Annotated in this window: 16 protein-coding genes; 11 read left to right on the top strand and 5 right to left on the bottom strand. The window is 30.1% G+C overall.

The features are described from left to right. Positions 1-350: 350 nt before the first annotated feature. From ACE193_RS06230 to ACE193_RS06220, 3 genes are all read right to left on the bottom strand, one after another. Entirely contained in the window at positions 351-1,784 is a 1,434-nt protein-coding gene (locus ACE193_RS06230) for a primase-helicase family protein (protein ID WP_375562145.1), read from the bottom strand. Positions 1,785-1,980: 196 nt separating this feature from the next. Next, positions 1,981-2,427, bottom strand: a complete 447-nt coding sequence (locus ACE193_RS06225) for a hypothetical protein (RefSeq protein ID WP_375562144.1) — start codon at positions 2,425-2,427, stop codon at positions 1,981-1,983. 40 nt (positions 2,428-2,467) lie between these two features. Continuing rightward, a complete protein-coding gene (locus ACE193_RS06220) occupies positions 2,468-2,767 on the bottom strand; it encodes a hypothetical protein (protein ID WP_375562143.1) in 300 nt (99 codons plus the stop codon). Between the two features lie 170 nt (positions 2,768-2,937). Here ACE193_RS06220 and ACE193_RS06215 point away from each other — a divergent pair, with 170 nt between their 5' ends. Beyond that, positions 2,938-3,381: a helix-turn-helix domain-containing protein gene (locus tag ACE193_RS06215; protein WP_375562142.1), complete on the top strand. Its 444-nt coding sequence runs from the start codon at positions 2,938-2,940 to the stop codon at positions 3,379-3,381. A 302-nt stretch (positions 3,382-3,683) separates the two neighbouring features. On the opposite strand, the gene ACE193_RS06210 is transcribed toward ACE193_RS06215, so the two are convergent. Then, positions 3,684-4,094 carry a hypothetical protein gene (locus tag ACE193_RS06210; RefSeq protein ID WP_375562141.1) on the bottom strand — a complete coding sequence of 137 codons (411 nt, stop codon included), beginning with the start codon at positions 4,092-4,094 and terminating at the stop codon, positions 3,684-3,686. 241 nt (positions 4,095-4,335) lie between these two features. Between ACE193_RS06210 and ACE193_RS06205 the strand changes: the two genes are divergently transcribed. From ACE193_RS06205 to ACE193_RS06160, 10 genes are all read left to right on the top strand, one after another. Beyond that, positions 4,336-5,094: a phenylalanine 4-monooxygenase gene (locus tag ACE193_RS06205; protein WP_375562140.1), complete on the top strand. Its 759-nt coding sequence runs from the start codon at positions 4,336-4,338 to the stop codon at positions 5,092-5,094. A gap of 41 nt (positions 5,095-5,135) precedes the next feature. Continuing rightward, positions 5,136-6,233 (top strand): 4-hydroxyphenylpyruvate dioxygenase, encoded by a 1,098-nt coding sequence (gene hppD / locus ACE193_RS06200; protein WP_375562139.1) that lies wholly within the window; start codon positions 5,136-5,138, stop codon positions 6,231-6,233. A 325-nt stretch (positions 6,234-6,558) separates the two neighbouring features. Continuing rightward, positions 6,559-7,332: an ABC transporter ATP-binding protein gene (locus tag ACE193_RS06195; protein ID WP_375562138.1), complete on the top strand. Its 774-nt coding sequence runs from the start codon at positions 6,559-6,561 to the stop codon at positions 7,330-7,332. An 87-nt stretch (positions 7,333-7,419) separates the two neighbouring features. Next, a complete protein-coding gene (locus ACE193_RS06190; RefSeq protein ID WP_375562137.1) occupies positions 7,420-8,214 on the top strand; it encodes a hypothetical protein in 795 nt (264 codons plus the stop codon). A 164-nt stretch (positions 8,215-8,378) separates the two neighbouring features. Continuing rightward, positions 8,379-8,960: a hypothetical protein gene (locus tag ACE193_RS06185; protein WP_375562136.1), complete on the top strand. Its 582-nt coding sequence runs from the start codon at positions 8,379-8,381 to the stop codon at positions 8,958-8,960. A gap of 232 nt (positions 8,961-9,192) precedes the next feature. Next, complete coding sequence (locus ACE193_RS06180; RefSeq protein ID WP_375562135.1) at positions 9,193-9,576, top strand: DUF1987 domain-containing protein; 384 nt, start codon at positions 9,193-9,195, stop codon at positions 9,574-9,576. Positions 9,577-9,621: 45 nt separating this feature from the next. Beyond that, positions 9,622-9,837, top strand: a complete 216-nt coding sequence (locus ACE193_RS06175; protein ID WP_375562134.1) for a DUF3185 family protein — start codon at positions 9,622-9,624, stop codon at positions 9,835-9,837. 226 nt (positions 9,838-10,063) lie between these two features. Further along, positions 10,064-10,987, top strand: a complete 924-nt coding sequence (locus ACE193_RS06170; RefSeq protein ID WP_375562133.1) for a toxin-antitoxin system YwqK family antitoxin — start codon at positions 10,064-10,066, stop codon at positions 10,985-10,987. After that, positions 10,987-12,201: a hypothetical protein gene (locus ACE193_RS06165; protein WP_375562132.1), complete on the top strand. Its 1,215-nt coding sequence runs from the start codon at positions 10,987-10,989 to the stop codon at positions 12,199-12,201. The genes ACE193_RS06170 and ACE193_RS06165 overlap by 1 nt, the downstream gene beginning before the upstream one ends. 160 nt (positions 12,202-12,361) lie before the next feature. Continuing rightward, positions 12,362-12,982, top strand: a complete 621-nt coding sequence (locus ACE193_RS06160) for a hypothetical protein (RefSeq protein WP_375562131.1) — start codon at positions 12,362-12,364, stop codon at positions 12,980-12,982. An 82-nt stretch (positions 12,983-13,064) separates the two neighbouring features. On the opposite strand, the gene ACE193_RS06155 is transcribed toward ACE193_RS06160, so the two are convergent. Beyond that, positions 13,065-14,552, bottom strand: coding sequence for a phytoene desaturase family protein (locus ACE193_RS06155; protein WP_375562130.1), 1,488 nt, complete (start codon positions 14,550-14,552; stop codon positions 13,065-13,067). Between the last annotated feature and the right edge of the window lie 149 nt (positions 14,553-14,701).

The following is a 14,701-nucleotide window of genomic DNA, read 5'->3' as shown; positions in this document are numbered from 1 at the left end:
AAAACCTAATTTTAAAAAGTGTGTGTAGAGAGTTCAAAAAAAAAGTTACTTTGTTACCTTTTACCATTTTAACACCTTAACTAACTGAAAAACAGATTATTAACTAGGTAACAAAAGTGGTAACAAACTGGTAACAAAATGAAGATTTATTTTTTTTGTTACTACTCACTTTCTAAACACTTTCAATTTGTTACCGATTTGTTACCAACTTTGTTACCTTTATTTTTTAGAAAAAATTAGCTTTACAGTATATTAGAACTAGATTTTATAAAAAAAAGTAACAAAGTAACAAAAGTAACGTTTTTTTGAAGGCGCAAAATTAGGATGTATTTTAAGCGTGTAAGAAATCTTTAAAATAAATCTTTTGTTAAGTTTTTGGTGTTTTGTTCCGTAGCATCAATAAAAGGATTATCAATAGCATTATTAACCTGTTCATTTTCAACGACTTCTTTTTTCAAAGTTTCCGTTTTTGCTTCTAATCCTAAACATTCTCTAGTAAATCGGTAACACCTACCTGTTTTACTAATGTCTTCATTGCTTTCATCGTAGTATTTGTATTTTTTGGGATTACTAGCAGTCAAAGAAAAGTCTTCAAGTAATATTTTTTTTAGATATGATTTTTCTACACTTTTTAAACCTTCCTCTTTCACTATTTCCATAAGCTCCTTCATTTGATATTCTACAAAATCCAAATCATAGGTATCTAAAATATCTCCTATATAATTTTTTAATGCCTTATAAGATTTAGACATATTTGCATCCATAACACGCTGTAATGCTTCTGTATGAATTTGTTTTTCAGTAAACCACATACGAGTTTCATTTTTACTTTTGATGCCTCTATCTTTTAAAAAATGAAGAAAAAAAGGGATTTCACTTATTAGAGTGTCTAACATATTTACATTCTCTTTTACTCCTTTACTTTCAAAAGTATGTATTTTACGTACCCAAAAACGTATCTCTTTTGCATCAACTGGCATAAATGTTTCTTCAAAATTGGAACATAAGATAAATTTACCAAAAAACTTACCTTCTGTTTTATCTTTTCCTTTTGCTTCTGTTTTGTGGCTTCTTGCAGTAGAAAGGCTTTTAATACGTTCATAGACTGCCTTTTTTTCGATTAGTGTTTCTTCTACTGAAATAATTAATTTTGTAGTCCAATCACTATTAAAATTCCCTTCAAAGGCGTGTTGGTCATTGATAGTAGCATTTGAACCAAACAACTCATTAAGCCAAAAAATAAAAGTGCTTTTACCTGTCTTACGTTCATTACTAACAAGCGCAAGAATAGGCAAAATCTGCATTGGCTTCAAATATAAAATAGCTAAGTAATCTAAACCTAATTCGTAGTGTTCACCGAAAATATGTTTTATAAAGTTTAAGGTATTTGGGCAATCTCCTTGTTTTGGTTCGTACTTCAATTTCTTGTACTCATTGTAAAAACCGTGTACACTTTGTTTGTAATCGGTATGTGAAGGAAAAGTAATAAAGCCTTTATATTTAGGTATATCATATAAAAACTTCTTTCCAAAATCATCTATTATAGTTTGTTTTTCCCAAGGTTTCAATACAGATTCAAACATGTATTTATCTTTCTCTTTTGGGTGTTTGCTTATTGGCATATCTGTAAGACGATAATATTTTGTACCTACTCTTAGATACTCGTTATTTACTTCTTTCTCTTTACTCTGTTTTTTTCTAACTACTTCATTTTGAGGTTTTTGAGTAGCTTTGTTTGTTCCATTATTTGAAACAAAATTTGTATTTTCTGCGTTTAATTCCATATATTTACGGTGTTAAATGTTTATAGTATTTTAAATATTTACGTTGTATAATAATTTATTTACTGGAATGAATAAATTTACCTATTGGTAAACTTTTTCGGCTTTCGGCTGCCAAATGAAAAAGTTTGTCATCTTTCACTTAGACACAATAAAAACCGTTCAGAATGCTTCTGAACGGTTTTTTTATGCCCTATTTTTAGGCTGCAATAAGTTGTTTTTTGTTCTTAGTCTGTTCTTTTAATTCTAGTTCAGAAAGACTAATAAGACGTTCGTAAATAGCTATTTTTTTATTAAAAATGTTTTGCCATACCAAACTATCAGTATATTTTTCAAATGTATAACTAGCTTTCTGCAAGTCTTTACTACAAATCAAATCTATAAAAGTAGGAAAACAACCTATTAATTGAGTTACGGACGTTTTCAAGTCAGTTTTACTATTTGCGCCAATGATAGTGCCTACACAACTAAAAAGTTGGTCTATTACTTCCAATTCTTTTTTACTTCCTTTCTTACTGTTTTCGCTATCTACATACAGTCTATATAATTGTATATAAAAGCCATTTAGATTTTTGTCAGTCCATACGCTTTCGAAAACTGGATAAATTGCACCTTTTTGGTCGTTTGTTAATTCAGAGAATTTCATAATAATTTGAGGTTTTGGAATGAATAATAATTGATAAATACTAAGATTTTATTAAGCCTAATTTTTTGTAGTCTGGCTTATTTTTTTGTGATAGTGGATTGTCTTCTGACAAATATTTGAGTGTACACTCGTGTAGCTCGAAAATGTGAACATTGAAATATTTTGCAAGTCTTTGCATTTCATCAAACATCATAGGCTTTTCATTTCTGATTAATTGGTAGAATCTTCTTGAGCCTATTCCTATATGAGTAAAAAAAGCTCTATTAGGCTTAAAAGGCATTTTTGTTTGCTTTTCGTGAGCTTCTAATATAGCTTTTAAGGTATTTTTTGTTTCATTCATATTCTTAAAAGTTTATTTCGTTTCTCAAATATACGATTTAAGACAGATAAATAATAATTATAAGCCTTAAAATACTACAATATTAACACTTATTAATTTTATAGTCTTTATAAGAATAGAAATATGAAGTATAGTTGTATATTTTTGTGTTAATTATAACTATAGTTACTATGAGAGGAAAAGAAATACATGCAGCAATAAAATCAGAAAGAAGTCGAAAAGGATATTCTCAATTAGATATGTCTGAAAGACTAGATGTTACACAAAACGCATACAGTAAGATTGAAAGGGGGATTAGTGCTATGTCTTTAGATAGATTTTTAAGAATATGCGAAATACTTAACTTCAATCCTTCCAAATTTTTAGAGTATTGTAAATACAGTATGGAAAAAGAAAGTTATGATGAATATGAGCAGCGACAAAAATTACAAGATGATAACCGTAGGAATATTATAAATTCTGATTCAGATTTAGAATGGAAATTGTTTACTTTAAAAGAAAGACTAATTGAAAAAGAAAAGCTAGTTAAAGAAAAAGAAAGTTTAATATCTATTTTAATAGAAAAAGTCAATAGTTTAGAAAAGCAGATAAAAGAAAACTCTAAAAACAAATAATATTTTTGTTATTCTTAGAAAAATACCACAAACTAAGGTGTTTTTTTTATTTCGCTGTCGCCAAAAAATAGCCATTTACGTACTCTAAACGCACTTTTTATGCTGTCGCCAAACTTAATACAAACAAAAAAACACACCTACGTGCTTGTATGCGTGTTTTTAGTGGTTTTTGTGGTTTTCCCTCTTTCTCTGCAACTATTCAGTTTTATACTGAGAACCGTTTTTATATTAATTTATAAAAACGGTTTTTTTTATGTCAATTTTCTACCTCAAAGGTATCTTTATAGTTTAAACTTCCTCATTTATTTCATTTTTTCTACTATTTCATCTAAAAAATCTTCGGCTTGTTTTTCTGTTTTGAAGTGTTTGACAGAAAGTTCAGTACGTTCGACAGTTCTCTGAACTTGTAAAAGAGCAATATCATCTTCTGACATAACTGAGGCTGAATAGAGAAAACCATTCTCTAATTGATATTTTTGCAATTCTTCCATTACCTTCTGAAATTTATTAGGCATAGGTTGCATAAGTTTCAAGTCTGCCAATACAGTAAAGTTTTTTTGTAGGCTATCTATTGCTTTTATCCAATCTAATCGAAATTGTTCAATCATATCATCATTTTGCCATTTTGGTTTTAAATGTGTATAATAAATTCTATTTTTAGAATAATCTACTGATAAAGAATAGCATTCTGTTAGATTTATTTCTGTTTTCATTTATATATTAAAGTAAAGGTAGTAAGTGATTTTTTCTGTACGAATTTAATAAAAAAAGTAGTTTTTCTACTTTTAGGTTTGCTAGGCTCTTCAGAATTCTATTTTTGATAATTTTTTTAAAATCTATTACCCTATAAATAAAATAAAACTCTAAAAATTCCGTATTTTTGAGAATTAGCGTAATAATAGAATACAGAACACACATATTAAATAAAACACACATCTATAAACTATCAAAACAATGACACAAAAAGAACGAAGAGATGAACAGCTTTCTCACCAATATTACGAAAAATATACACAAGAAAATCATCAAGTTTGGCAAATTCTTTACGAACGTTTGATGAAAGTATTACCTAATCGTGCTGATGAAGCCTATTTTGAAGGAATGGAAGCAATTGGTTTTGAGCCTGACCGAATTCCTAATTTTGAAGAAGTAAATGAACATTTGAAAGCCATTACAGGATGGAGTTTGGTCGTTGTTCCAGGGCTTATAGACAACGAACCTTTTTTTAATTACCTCAAAAACAAACGATTTCCTGCGACTACTTGGCTTCGTAAAATGGAAGAACTGGATTATTTGGAAGAGCCTGATATGTTTCATGATGTTTTTGGACATGTTCCTATTCTTACCAACAAAAACTTTTGTCGTTTCTTAGAAGAACTTAGCCGAATGGCTCTCAAGCACCTAGGAAATGCAGATTCTATTGAGTTTATTTCTCGTATCTATTGGTACACCGTAGAATTTGGACTTATAAACAATAATGGCAATTTAAGGATTTATGGAGCAGGGATTATGTCTTCGGCTGGAGAGTCTGTCTATTCATTAGAAAGTGATATTCCTAAAAGAGTTCCCTACAATGTAAATGAGATTTTGCATACACCGTATATAAAAGACCGTTTTCAAGAAAAATATTTTGTTATCAATTCGTATAAAGAACTTTTTGATTCATTACCCGAAATCGAAGAAACATTAGATAATATGCTTGTTTCTAAATAAATAAAATAAAACCATTCACTAATAACTAACCATTAAAAACTATGACACAGGAAGATATTTTGCCATTAAAAGGCACAGACCATATAGAATTTTATGTAGGAAATGCAAAACAAGCAGCCTATTATTATCAAGCAGCTTTTGGTTTTGAAGTAGTTGCGTATGCAGGACAAGAAACGGGCGTTCGTGACCGTTCATCGTATGTTTTGCAACAAGGAAAAATTCGTTTTGTACTTACTTCACCAATGACTAGCGATTCGCCTATTGCAGAACACATCAGAAAACATGGCGATGGTGTAAAAGTACTAGCTCTTTGGGTAGATGATGCCGAAAAAGCATATTATGATACAATGAGTAGAGGTGCAAAATCTGCCTTCGAACCTACTCGTTTGTCAGACGAACACGGAGAAGTAGTTGTTTCTGGAATTCATACTTATGGAGAAACAATCCATAAATTTGTAGAAAGAGGAAACTACACAGGTGCATTTATGCCAGGATATAAGCCTAAAAAATCATTTTTTAAGGTAAAATCAACAGGTTTAAAATTCATTGACCACTGTGTTGGAAATGTAGAACTTGGAAAAATGAATGAATGGGTAGAGTTTTATGAAAAAGTAATGGGTTTCAATTTGCTCGTAACTTTTGATGATAAAGACATTTCTACTGAATATACAGCATTGATGTCAAAGGTAGTTTCGAATGGAAATGGTTATGTAAAATTTCCAATCAATGAACCAGCAGAGGGACGTAAAAAATCTCAAATTGAAGAGTATATTGAGTTTTATGAAGGTGCAGGTGTTCAACACATTGCTATTGCTACTGATGATATTTTAGAAACGATCGAAGATTTGCGTAGTCGTGGTGTGGATTTTCTTTATGTTCCTGATAATTACTATGAAGATTTAGCAGAACGAGTTGGCGATATCAAAGAAGATATGGAAGAACTCAAAAAGTTAAATATTTTGGTAGATAGAGATGATGAAGGTTATTTACTTCAAATTTTCACTAAACCAACAGGCGACCGTCCGACTGTTTTCTTTGAGATTATCCAACGCCAAGGCGCAAAATCTTTTGGAAAAGGAAACTTCAAAGCTCTTTTTGAAGCCATCGAAAGAGAACAAGAGTTGAGAGGGAATTTGTAATTATATAATGTAGAAATTGTTTAAGAATGTTCATTTTTCCATAGAATTGGATTTGCAAACCCAATTCTATGGAAAAATAGCACTGCTTTTGTTGGTGTTTTAGCGTAGCGACACCAACAAAAACACGTACAAAACTCATTCTTAAACAACTTTGTAATTTACTTTTTAGAGTGAAAAATTGTACCGTAAACTTTAGTTTTCGGATAAAAAAACATTATTTTCTTATAAATTCATTTCAAATAAAACCCTAAACGTAACTAACAAAGTCAGTCGTTTAGGGTTTTACTTCTAACATTCATTTTATCTAATATAATTCTATAAAAAAGTGATTACAGTAAAAGACATCAAAAAAAGTTTTAACGGAAAAGAAGTTTTGAAAGGAATTAGTGCTGAGTTCAAACAAGGTGTTACCAATCTAATTATTGGCTCAAGTGGTACAGGAAAAAGTGTACTTTTAAAATGCACAGTTGGACTTATAAAACCAGATGAAGGTTCTATTTTTTTTGATGGAAAAAATTTATATGAATCAGATAGAGAACAGCAAAGAGCTATTAGAGAACAACTAGGAATGCTTTTTCAAGGAAGTGCACTTTTTGATTCGATGACAGTAGAGCAAAATGTACGCTTTCCATTAGACATGAGAAGTAGAGGAATGAGTGATGCTGATAAATTAGAGCGTGTAAATTTTTGTCTAAAAAGAGTAGGCTTAGAAGGCTCAAATGATAAAAAACCTGCCGAAATTAGTGGTGGAATGATGAAACGTGTAGGAATTGCACGAGCAATAGTGATGAATCCAAAATACCTTTTTTGTGATGAACCTAATTCTGGACTTGACCCACAGACTTCTATCATGATTGATAATTTGATTTTAGAAATTACAGAAGAATACAATATGACAACAATCGTAGTAACTCATGATATGAATTCAGTTATGGAAATTGGAAAAAATATTGTCTTTTTAAGTAACGGATATAAGGAGTGGGAAGGCACAAAAGAACAAATTGTACATTCGGATGTAGAATCTCTGAATGATTTTGTATTTTCTAATTCCTTAATGGTTGCCTATAAGAAAAGCGAAGAGGAAAGAGCCAATCGCTAAAAATATTCTATCAAAAAAGAACTTTTGAATTTTTATAATAAGAATATTTTGTCTAACTTATAGTAATCTTAAAAAAACAAATAGCTTATGAAAAATTGCAACTTATTTTATTCCTGTTTTTTTACATTATTTTTTATTGTATTATTTACAGCCTGTAATTCTTCTTCAAGCACAATAAGTCAAGATGAAAGTTCGGATTCTACAAAAATAGCAGTTGCTTCTGAAAGTGTAGAAAGTGAAGTAGAAAAAACAACTCTTCCTTTTATAGAAGATAATTTTTCGAAAACTGTTTTTCCTTTACTAATAGATACAGTAGTTTTTGAAGGAAAAAAGAAATTGCCAACTGATTTTATAGTAAAATTAGAAAAAATGGTAACAGAAGAGGATAAAAGATATGCACTTCAATTTCCCTCTTTTGTTAAATTAAATAAACTAAAAAAAGAACAAGACCCAGTAGAAAGTGGCAATTTTGATATTGGAGAATCTATATTAGTAAATCATTATGAGATGGGATACTATTTTTTAGAAGAACAAAAAAAATGGCTTGCTTTTATTGGTGTAGAATATGAATCTTATCCTGCTTGTCCGTGGGGAAATGGGCGTGAAATTGTACTTTGCACATTTGATATAAAAGGAAATTTAATTGATTTGGTTACCATTGCTGAAAATTCTGAAGGAGGAGACCCACCAGCTTGGGGAACAGGAGAAAAAAAGATGCGTTCTCAAAATGGAACTGAATATTTGCTAGAAATAAAAAATGTGTATGGAGAATATGATGATAATGGAGAAAGAGCGTTCGAAGAAATTGACAAACAGACTCAAAAAATTAGTATTGTAGCAGGAGGGAAATTAAAAATAGAAGAACCTAAAAAGCAGCTATAAAAGTAAAATTTAGGAAATAAAATAATAAACTACTTTAAAATTAGTTCTTTTAGTAAACTTTTTGCCCAAAATTTGTATTTTAGAAGCTACAAAACACAGCTACTAAAAATGTTAGATAAAATATAACCCATTTTTATAATTATTAAAAGAATAGAAATATGTTAATGAAAATCGTACTTATATGGGCAGTAATAACAGGAGCAACTTATCTTGTAAGTGCTATTGCTTCTGAAGTAAAACAATGGGCTACTCGTCGTGCCTTGCGTCATGTAAGTCCAAAAGAAATTGCTCAACTTATCAAAGAAAATGAAGGCAAAATTACAGCGCAAGAATTGCATCAGCGCACAGCTATTCCGTATTGGGTGGCACAACTTGTCTTGACAGAACTTACAGAACAAAAACTTTTAGAAGAAAAGTATGAAAAAAATAGATTTGGAAGACGTATCAAACAATTTTCACTGTCGGTATTTCCAACAGAGCAAAATCTTCGTTTTCAGTTGCAAGGACTAACCTCTACAACACAACTAAAAGCAAAAGATCCTTTGTCGGATGCTGATGTTATTCGTCATGCCGTAGATGCACATGGAGATATTACAGCTACACGTCTTTGTTTGAAAGCAAATGTAACAATAGAAGAAGCTGCCAAAAAACTAGACCAACTACACACAAAAGGCGTTTTTGATATCCAAACAAGTGAAGAAGGAGGATTTTTTTATACACTTAATGATAAAAGTTTGCTAATTTAACAGAGCTGAAAATAAAAATAGAGAGTGAAATAGATTAATTTTAATTATTTGATTTTAATTATTTTTTTTCTAAATTTAGAATTACCTTTTACAAAACAATTTGTATTGATATTTTATTACAGCATTAATTTTGTAAATTAGTTCATAACTATTTTTATAGAGTATTCTTATGGAGCTTATTTCTATAAAATACTAGCCATTTTATCACACTTGCTAACTTATCATAAAGTACATGAATCCACCTATTTTTTATATAGAAGGAAAAAAATATATTCCAGAAGTACGTTTTGATGCTACAAAAGGGCTTTTGGAGTTTTCAGGGCAATGTTATCACGAATATACAGAAGAATTTTTTGCTCCAATTTATAAGTGGGTAAACGAGTATTTGGAAGAACCAGCACTTACAATTACATTAGAATTCAAAATGAATTATTATAATACAGTTTGTTCTCGTTGTTTTTTGGAGTTTTTGGAAATATTTGAAGATTATGCACTCAATCAAGGTGGGCAAGTTACAGTAAATTGGTATTACAAATCAAATGACTATGATATGATGGAAAGTGGAGAGGATTATCAAGACGATTTAGAACTAGATATTAATCTCATTTCACATTAGTTTAGTATATATTTTTTAACCTTTATTTTTTAAATCTATTTTTCTATGAAAAAGTCTGTTGGAATTGCTGTTTTAGTTATTGGTATTTTATTAGCTGCTTTTGGTTTTTATCAAAATGAAGCTTCTTCGAAAACACTCGTACAAATTGGAAAAACAGAAATTAATACAAAAAAAGAAGACCCTATGACCAACCCTCTAATTATTGGAGGTGGTGTAGTAGCTATTATTGGTCTTGTAGTAGTGGTTATAGCCAAAAAATAATTTCATGTTTATCAAAAAAATAATAAAGTCTGATTTTTTATATAAAGAATCAGACTTTTCTTCGTTTAAATTACATAAATTTATAATTATTCTAATCCTATTTATGATTTTTATAGTTAAAATTTAGATAAAATAGAATGAATAGGTGTAATTTTTGTAAATTTACAGTAGATAAAACTATAATTGATACTACCTAAGTGTTATTAAAAAACAGAAAAAAAATAATATGAATTTTAATATAAATTATTGCATTTTTATAGGGGTTTTTCTTTCTATATTTTCTCAAAAATTGTATGCTCAAACGGATTCTCTTTCTACTGAACTTCCAAATCAATTAACGACAGATACAAAACCTATTATTTTACTTAATGGAGATAAAAAAAATAAAGATGTAGCAAGTCAATCAAATACAGAAGGTGAAGCTATGCTTTTTTTAGATTTGAAAAAAAATGGCTCTTCTTCCAAAAAAAGAAACAAAAGAAATAAAGAACCCAAAGGGTATTATTATGGATTAGAAACAAAACGTATTTTTAGAAAGTACGAACAAGGACGCAAGACGATTGTAGAAACATTTTATTATCTCAAAGACTTCAAAAATCCTGACCCTTTGGTGGATGTTTATTATGTTTTTGATATAAAATCTGAAAAAATAAAAACACTTCCTCGTATAAGTGCTGACAATCATTTGGTTTTACACGGACCTTATGAGCGAAAAGAAAATGGAAAAGTAGTCGAAAGTGGAATTTATTATGTCGGTACAAAACATGGACGTTGGGAAAGCTATCACTCTAGTGGTGTACTGACCAACAAAGAAATCTATTATAAAGGGTTTCCAAAAAACACAAAGTTTGTTTATTATGACAAGCAAAAAACAAAAATAAAAGAAATAATCCCAATGGAAAGTAATTATATCCACGGACATTATATTATTTTTTATGAAAGTGGAGCAATTAAAGAAGAAGGAAATTATCAATATGGAAGACGAGTAAAACGTTGGATGAGTTATTATGATGGAAAAGCAAAAAATGCAAAAGGGCAACGCCACATAGAAACTCAATATAGAGAAGACCCTTTTGACAAAGCTACAAAGCCCTATATTATAAGGGAATGGGATGAAAAAGGTAAGTATATTCAAGATAATCGAAACTAATGAAATCAATTTATTCAAAACTATTTCTTGCTAGTTTTATTGTTTTATCTTTGCTTCCTTTTCTTGGTTTTGCACAATTAGATAATCGTTCGTTTTATCCTAAAAAAGAGTTTTATTCATTTTCTGACTCTTCTTTGGCATTGAGTCAAAATTCAAATCAAAGACAATTAAATCTTGAAATAGCTTATTTTGGCTTTTTTAGAAATAGAGAATTTTTTGAAACTATTGCAGATGGTTATACACTTTTTGGGTCACAATTTTTGAGTAAATTATCTTATTCTGTTGATACAACACTCAAAATTTCGGCAGGTGTTTTTTTGAGAAAAGACTTTGGAAGTGAGCATAATAACTCTCATTTTAATCAAATTCAGCCTTATTTTCAATTTTTATATAAAAAAGATAAGCATCAGTTTGTTTTTGGAAACTTAGAAGGAAATCTACAACATAATCTAATAGAACCTTTATTTAATTTTGAAAATATTATAAATAGACGGCTTGAAAATGGAGTTCAATATAAATACATATCAAAAAATACATCTTTAGATACATGGATAGATTGGGTAACAATGATTTATCCGTATTCAGATTTTGATGAAGAACTGCATTTTGGATTGAATGTAGAACGAAATATATTCACGTATAAAAAATGGAAAAGTGCAATTCCTATTCAACTTACAGCAATTCATAAAGGAGGACAAATCAATACTACAAATAATCCTTTGGTTACCATCTTTAATGCTGCAATAGGAAATAAAACAACCTATTATTTTGATAATAATGAGAAAAAAAATTCATATTTAAAATATATCCGAACACATCTTTATGGAGTTTTTTTTATAGATAATTCTTCTGTTCCTAGTTTTACCTTTGAAAGTGGAATGGGAATTTATGCAAACTTAGAATTTGCTACCAAAAAACATCAATTCATGTTTTCTTACTGGCGAGGACAAGATTTTGTAGCTCCTTTGGGTGGCGATATTTATAGTTCGACAAGTCGTATATTTGACCCAAATGCAGAAAACGAACCGTTAAGAAGTTTACTTATTCTACGCATTCTGACAAATTTTTCTATTCCAAATCTTGCAAAAGATGATGCCAAAATAGTCTTTCGTGTTACGCCTTATTACAATTTAGGAACACAAGAATTTAATTTTAGCACAGGGTTATATGCTACTTTTACGACTGATTTTTTGTTAAAAGGATTTAAAAATTAATATCTTTGTTCTTTAGGAGGAATAAATATAAGTTACCTTTTAGTAGAAAATACGTTGTTCTTAATTCCACAACTCTATTTAATCTTAGACAACTTTATTTATTTCATTACGTTTTAACAAATCTTGTATCTTTATTATTTAATCAAAATCTATATTTTTTATGAAAAAAATTATTTTCCTCTTTTTCTTTCTTGTTGGTTTTTCTTCTATTGCTTTTTCTCAAAACAAAAAAGCTGATGCTGTAAAAGATAAAATGGCTCAAGAAATCTGTGATTGTATTACTACAAGTGATGTAGATTTGGATGATGAAGAAGACCTAAAATTAAAACTAGGAATGTGCATGATGCAATCCATTAGCAGTAATCAGAAACAATTAAGCAAAGTGGGTATCAATATTAAAGGTGAGGATGATATGTCAGCTTTTGCTGAGGATTTGGGGTTAAACATGGCTACCAAATGTCCTGCTGTGTTTATGGGATTTGCAAAAAAAGAAATGGAAGAAGAGAGAAAAAAAGAAGAAGTTGTAAGTCAGGCACTTACAGGAACTATTTCTTCAGTCGAAGAAGGTAGTTTTGTAACTATAATTATTAAAGATGAAGAAGGACGTTCGCATAATATACTTTGGTTAGAGTTTTTTGAAAATGCAGATGAAGTAAAAGAAAACTATAGCAAACTCAAAGGTATGTCTGTCAGTGTAGAATATTATGAGAAAGAATATTATAACCCTAAAATTGAAGATTACGTAAAAGTAAAAGTTTTGAGAAGTGTAGAGTTTGAATAATTTCTTTTAGGCTAAAAAATATAGTTGTTATTTGTTTCTAATAAGAATAAAAAATGAATAACAACTATATTTTACTACTAAATTAAACTTCCTCAAAAATCTTCTTCGCTTCCTTTGCCACTTCATCAGCCACCACACGACCCGAAATAATGGAAGGAGGAACACCTGGACCTGGCACAGTCAGTTGTCCTGTGAAAAACAAATTACTTATTTTTTTAGATTTCATTTTAGGTTTGAAGAATGCTGTTTGTGAAAGTGTGTTTGCAAGTCCGTAAGCATTTCCTTTGAAAGAATTATAATCAGCCTTAAAATCATCTAAAGCATAACTTCGCTTCAAAATAACATGTTCTCTAATTTTTTGTCCTGTTAGATTTTCCAATCTATCCATCACTAGGTTATAATATTTTTCTCTAATTGTTTCTCCATCTGGCAATCCAGGAGCAATCGGAACTAACAAAAATAGATTTTCTTTTCCTTCTGGCGCAACTTCATTATCAGTCTGTGAAGGACAACACGCATAAAATAACGGCTTTGAAGGCCAACGAGGATTTGTATAAATTTCCTCTGCATGTTTATTAAAATCTTCATCAAAAAATAAATTGTGATGTTCCAAGTTATCTAATTTTTTATCTATTCCTAAATAAAATAGCAAACTGGAAGGCGACATGGTTCTATCATCCCAATATTTCTCGGTATAATTTCGGTCAGCTTTGTCTAATAATTTTTGATCGGTGTTGTGATAGTCATTTCCTGCCACAATCCAATCAGCATGAAACTCTCCTTTTGAAGTCAAGACAGACCCAGCTTTGCCATTTTTAGTAACAATTTTCTGAACTTCGGTTTCAGTTTTGAATTTTACGCCTTGTTCTTCTGCTACGCTTACCATGGCCTCAATGATTTTATTCATTCCTCCCATCGGATACCACGTTCCGAGCGACAAATCAGCATAATTCATCATACTATACAATGCAGGCGTATTTTGTGGAGTTGCACCCAAAAAAAGCACAGGAAATTCTAATAATTTTATTAGTTTTTCATGGGTAAAGAATTGCTTGACATGTTTACTCATCGAAGTAAGCATCTGAATACGCAAACTTTCTTTCATCAAACGATAATCTATAAACTCGGTAATTGAATGGGAAGGACGAAAAACATACTCACTCATTCCAACTTCATATTTATATTTTGCTTGCGCCAAAAACTCACGTAATTTTAAGCTACTTCCTTCTTCATAACTCTCAAAAAGATTTTCTAATTCTTCCATGTTTGCAGGAATATCGACAAAATCATGTTCTTCAAACCAAACTCTATATGCAGGGTCTAGGCGATGCAAGTCATAATAATCACTTACTTTTTTTCCAAATAACGCAAAATATTCTTCAAAAACATCAGGCATCCAGTACCAACTTGGTCCCATATCAAATGTAAACCCTTCTGTTATCCATTGCCTAGCACGACCTCCAAGAGAATCATTTTTTTCTAAGACAGTTACATCAAAACCCTTTTGTGCTAAACACGCAGCAGCCGAAAGACCAGCAAAACCAGAACCAATTACTATTACTTTTTTCATAAATTTAGTAGAAAACGGTCGCTCGTGGGGACACAAGCAACGGTAAAATGTAGCTGACACTTTTTTCCAAGTGTCATTATAAAAAATGCTTATTTAAACGACACTTTGAAAGCATCGGCTATATAGTTACAAAAAGTTTGAAAATAAGT

Source organism: Bernardetia aquimarina (genome assembly GCF_042180575.1).
GTDB lineage: Bacteria > Bacteroidota > Bacteroidia > Cytophagales > Bernardetiaceae > Bernardetia.
Note: the sequence above shows the minus strand (reverse complement) of the source record. Positions and strands in the feature narration are given on the sequence as shown.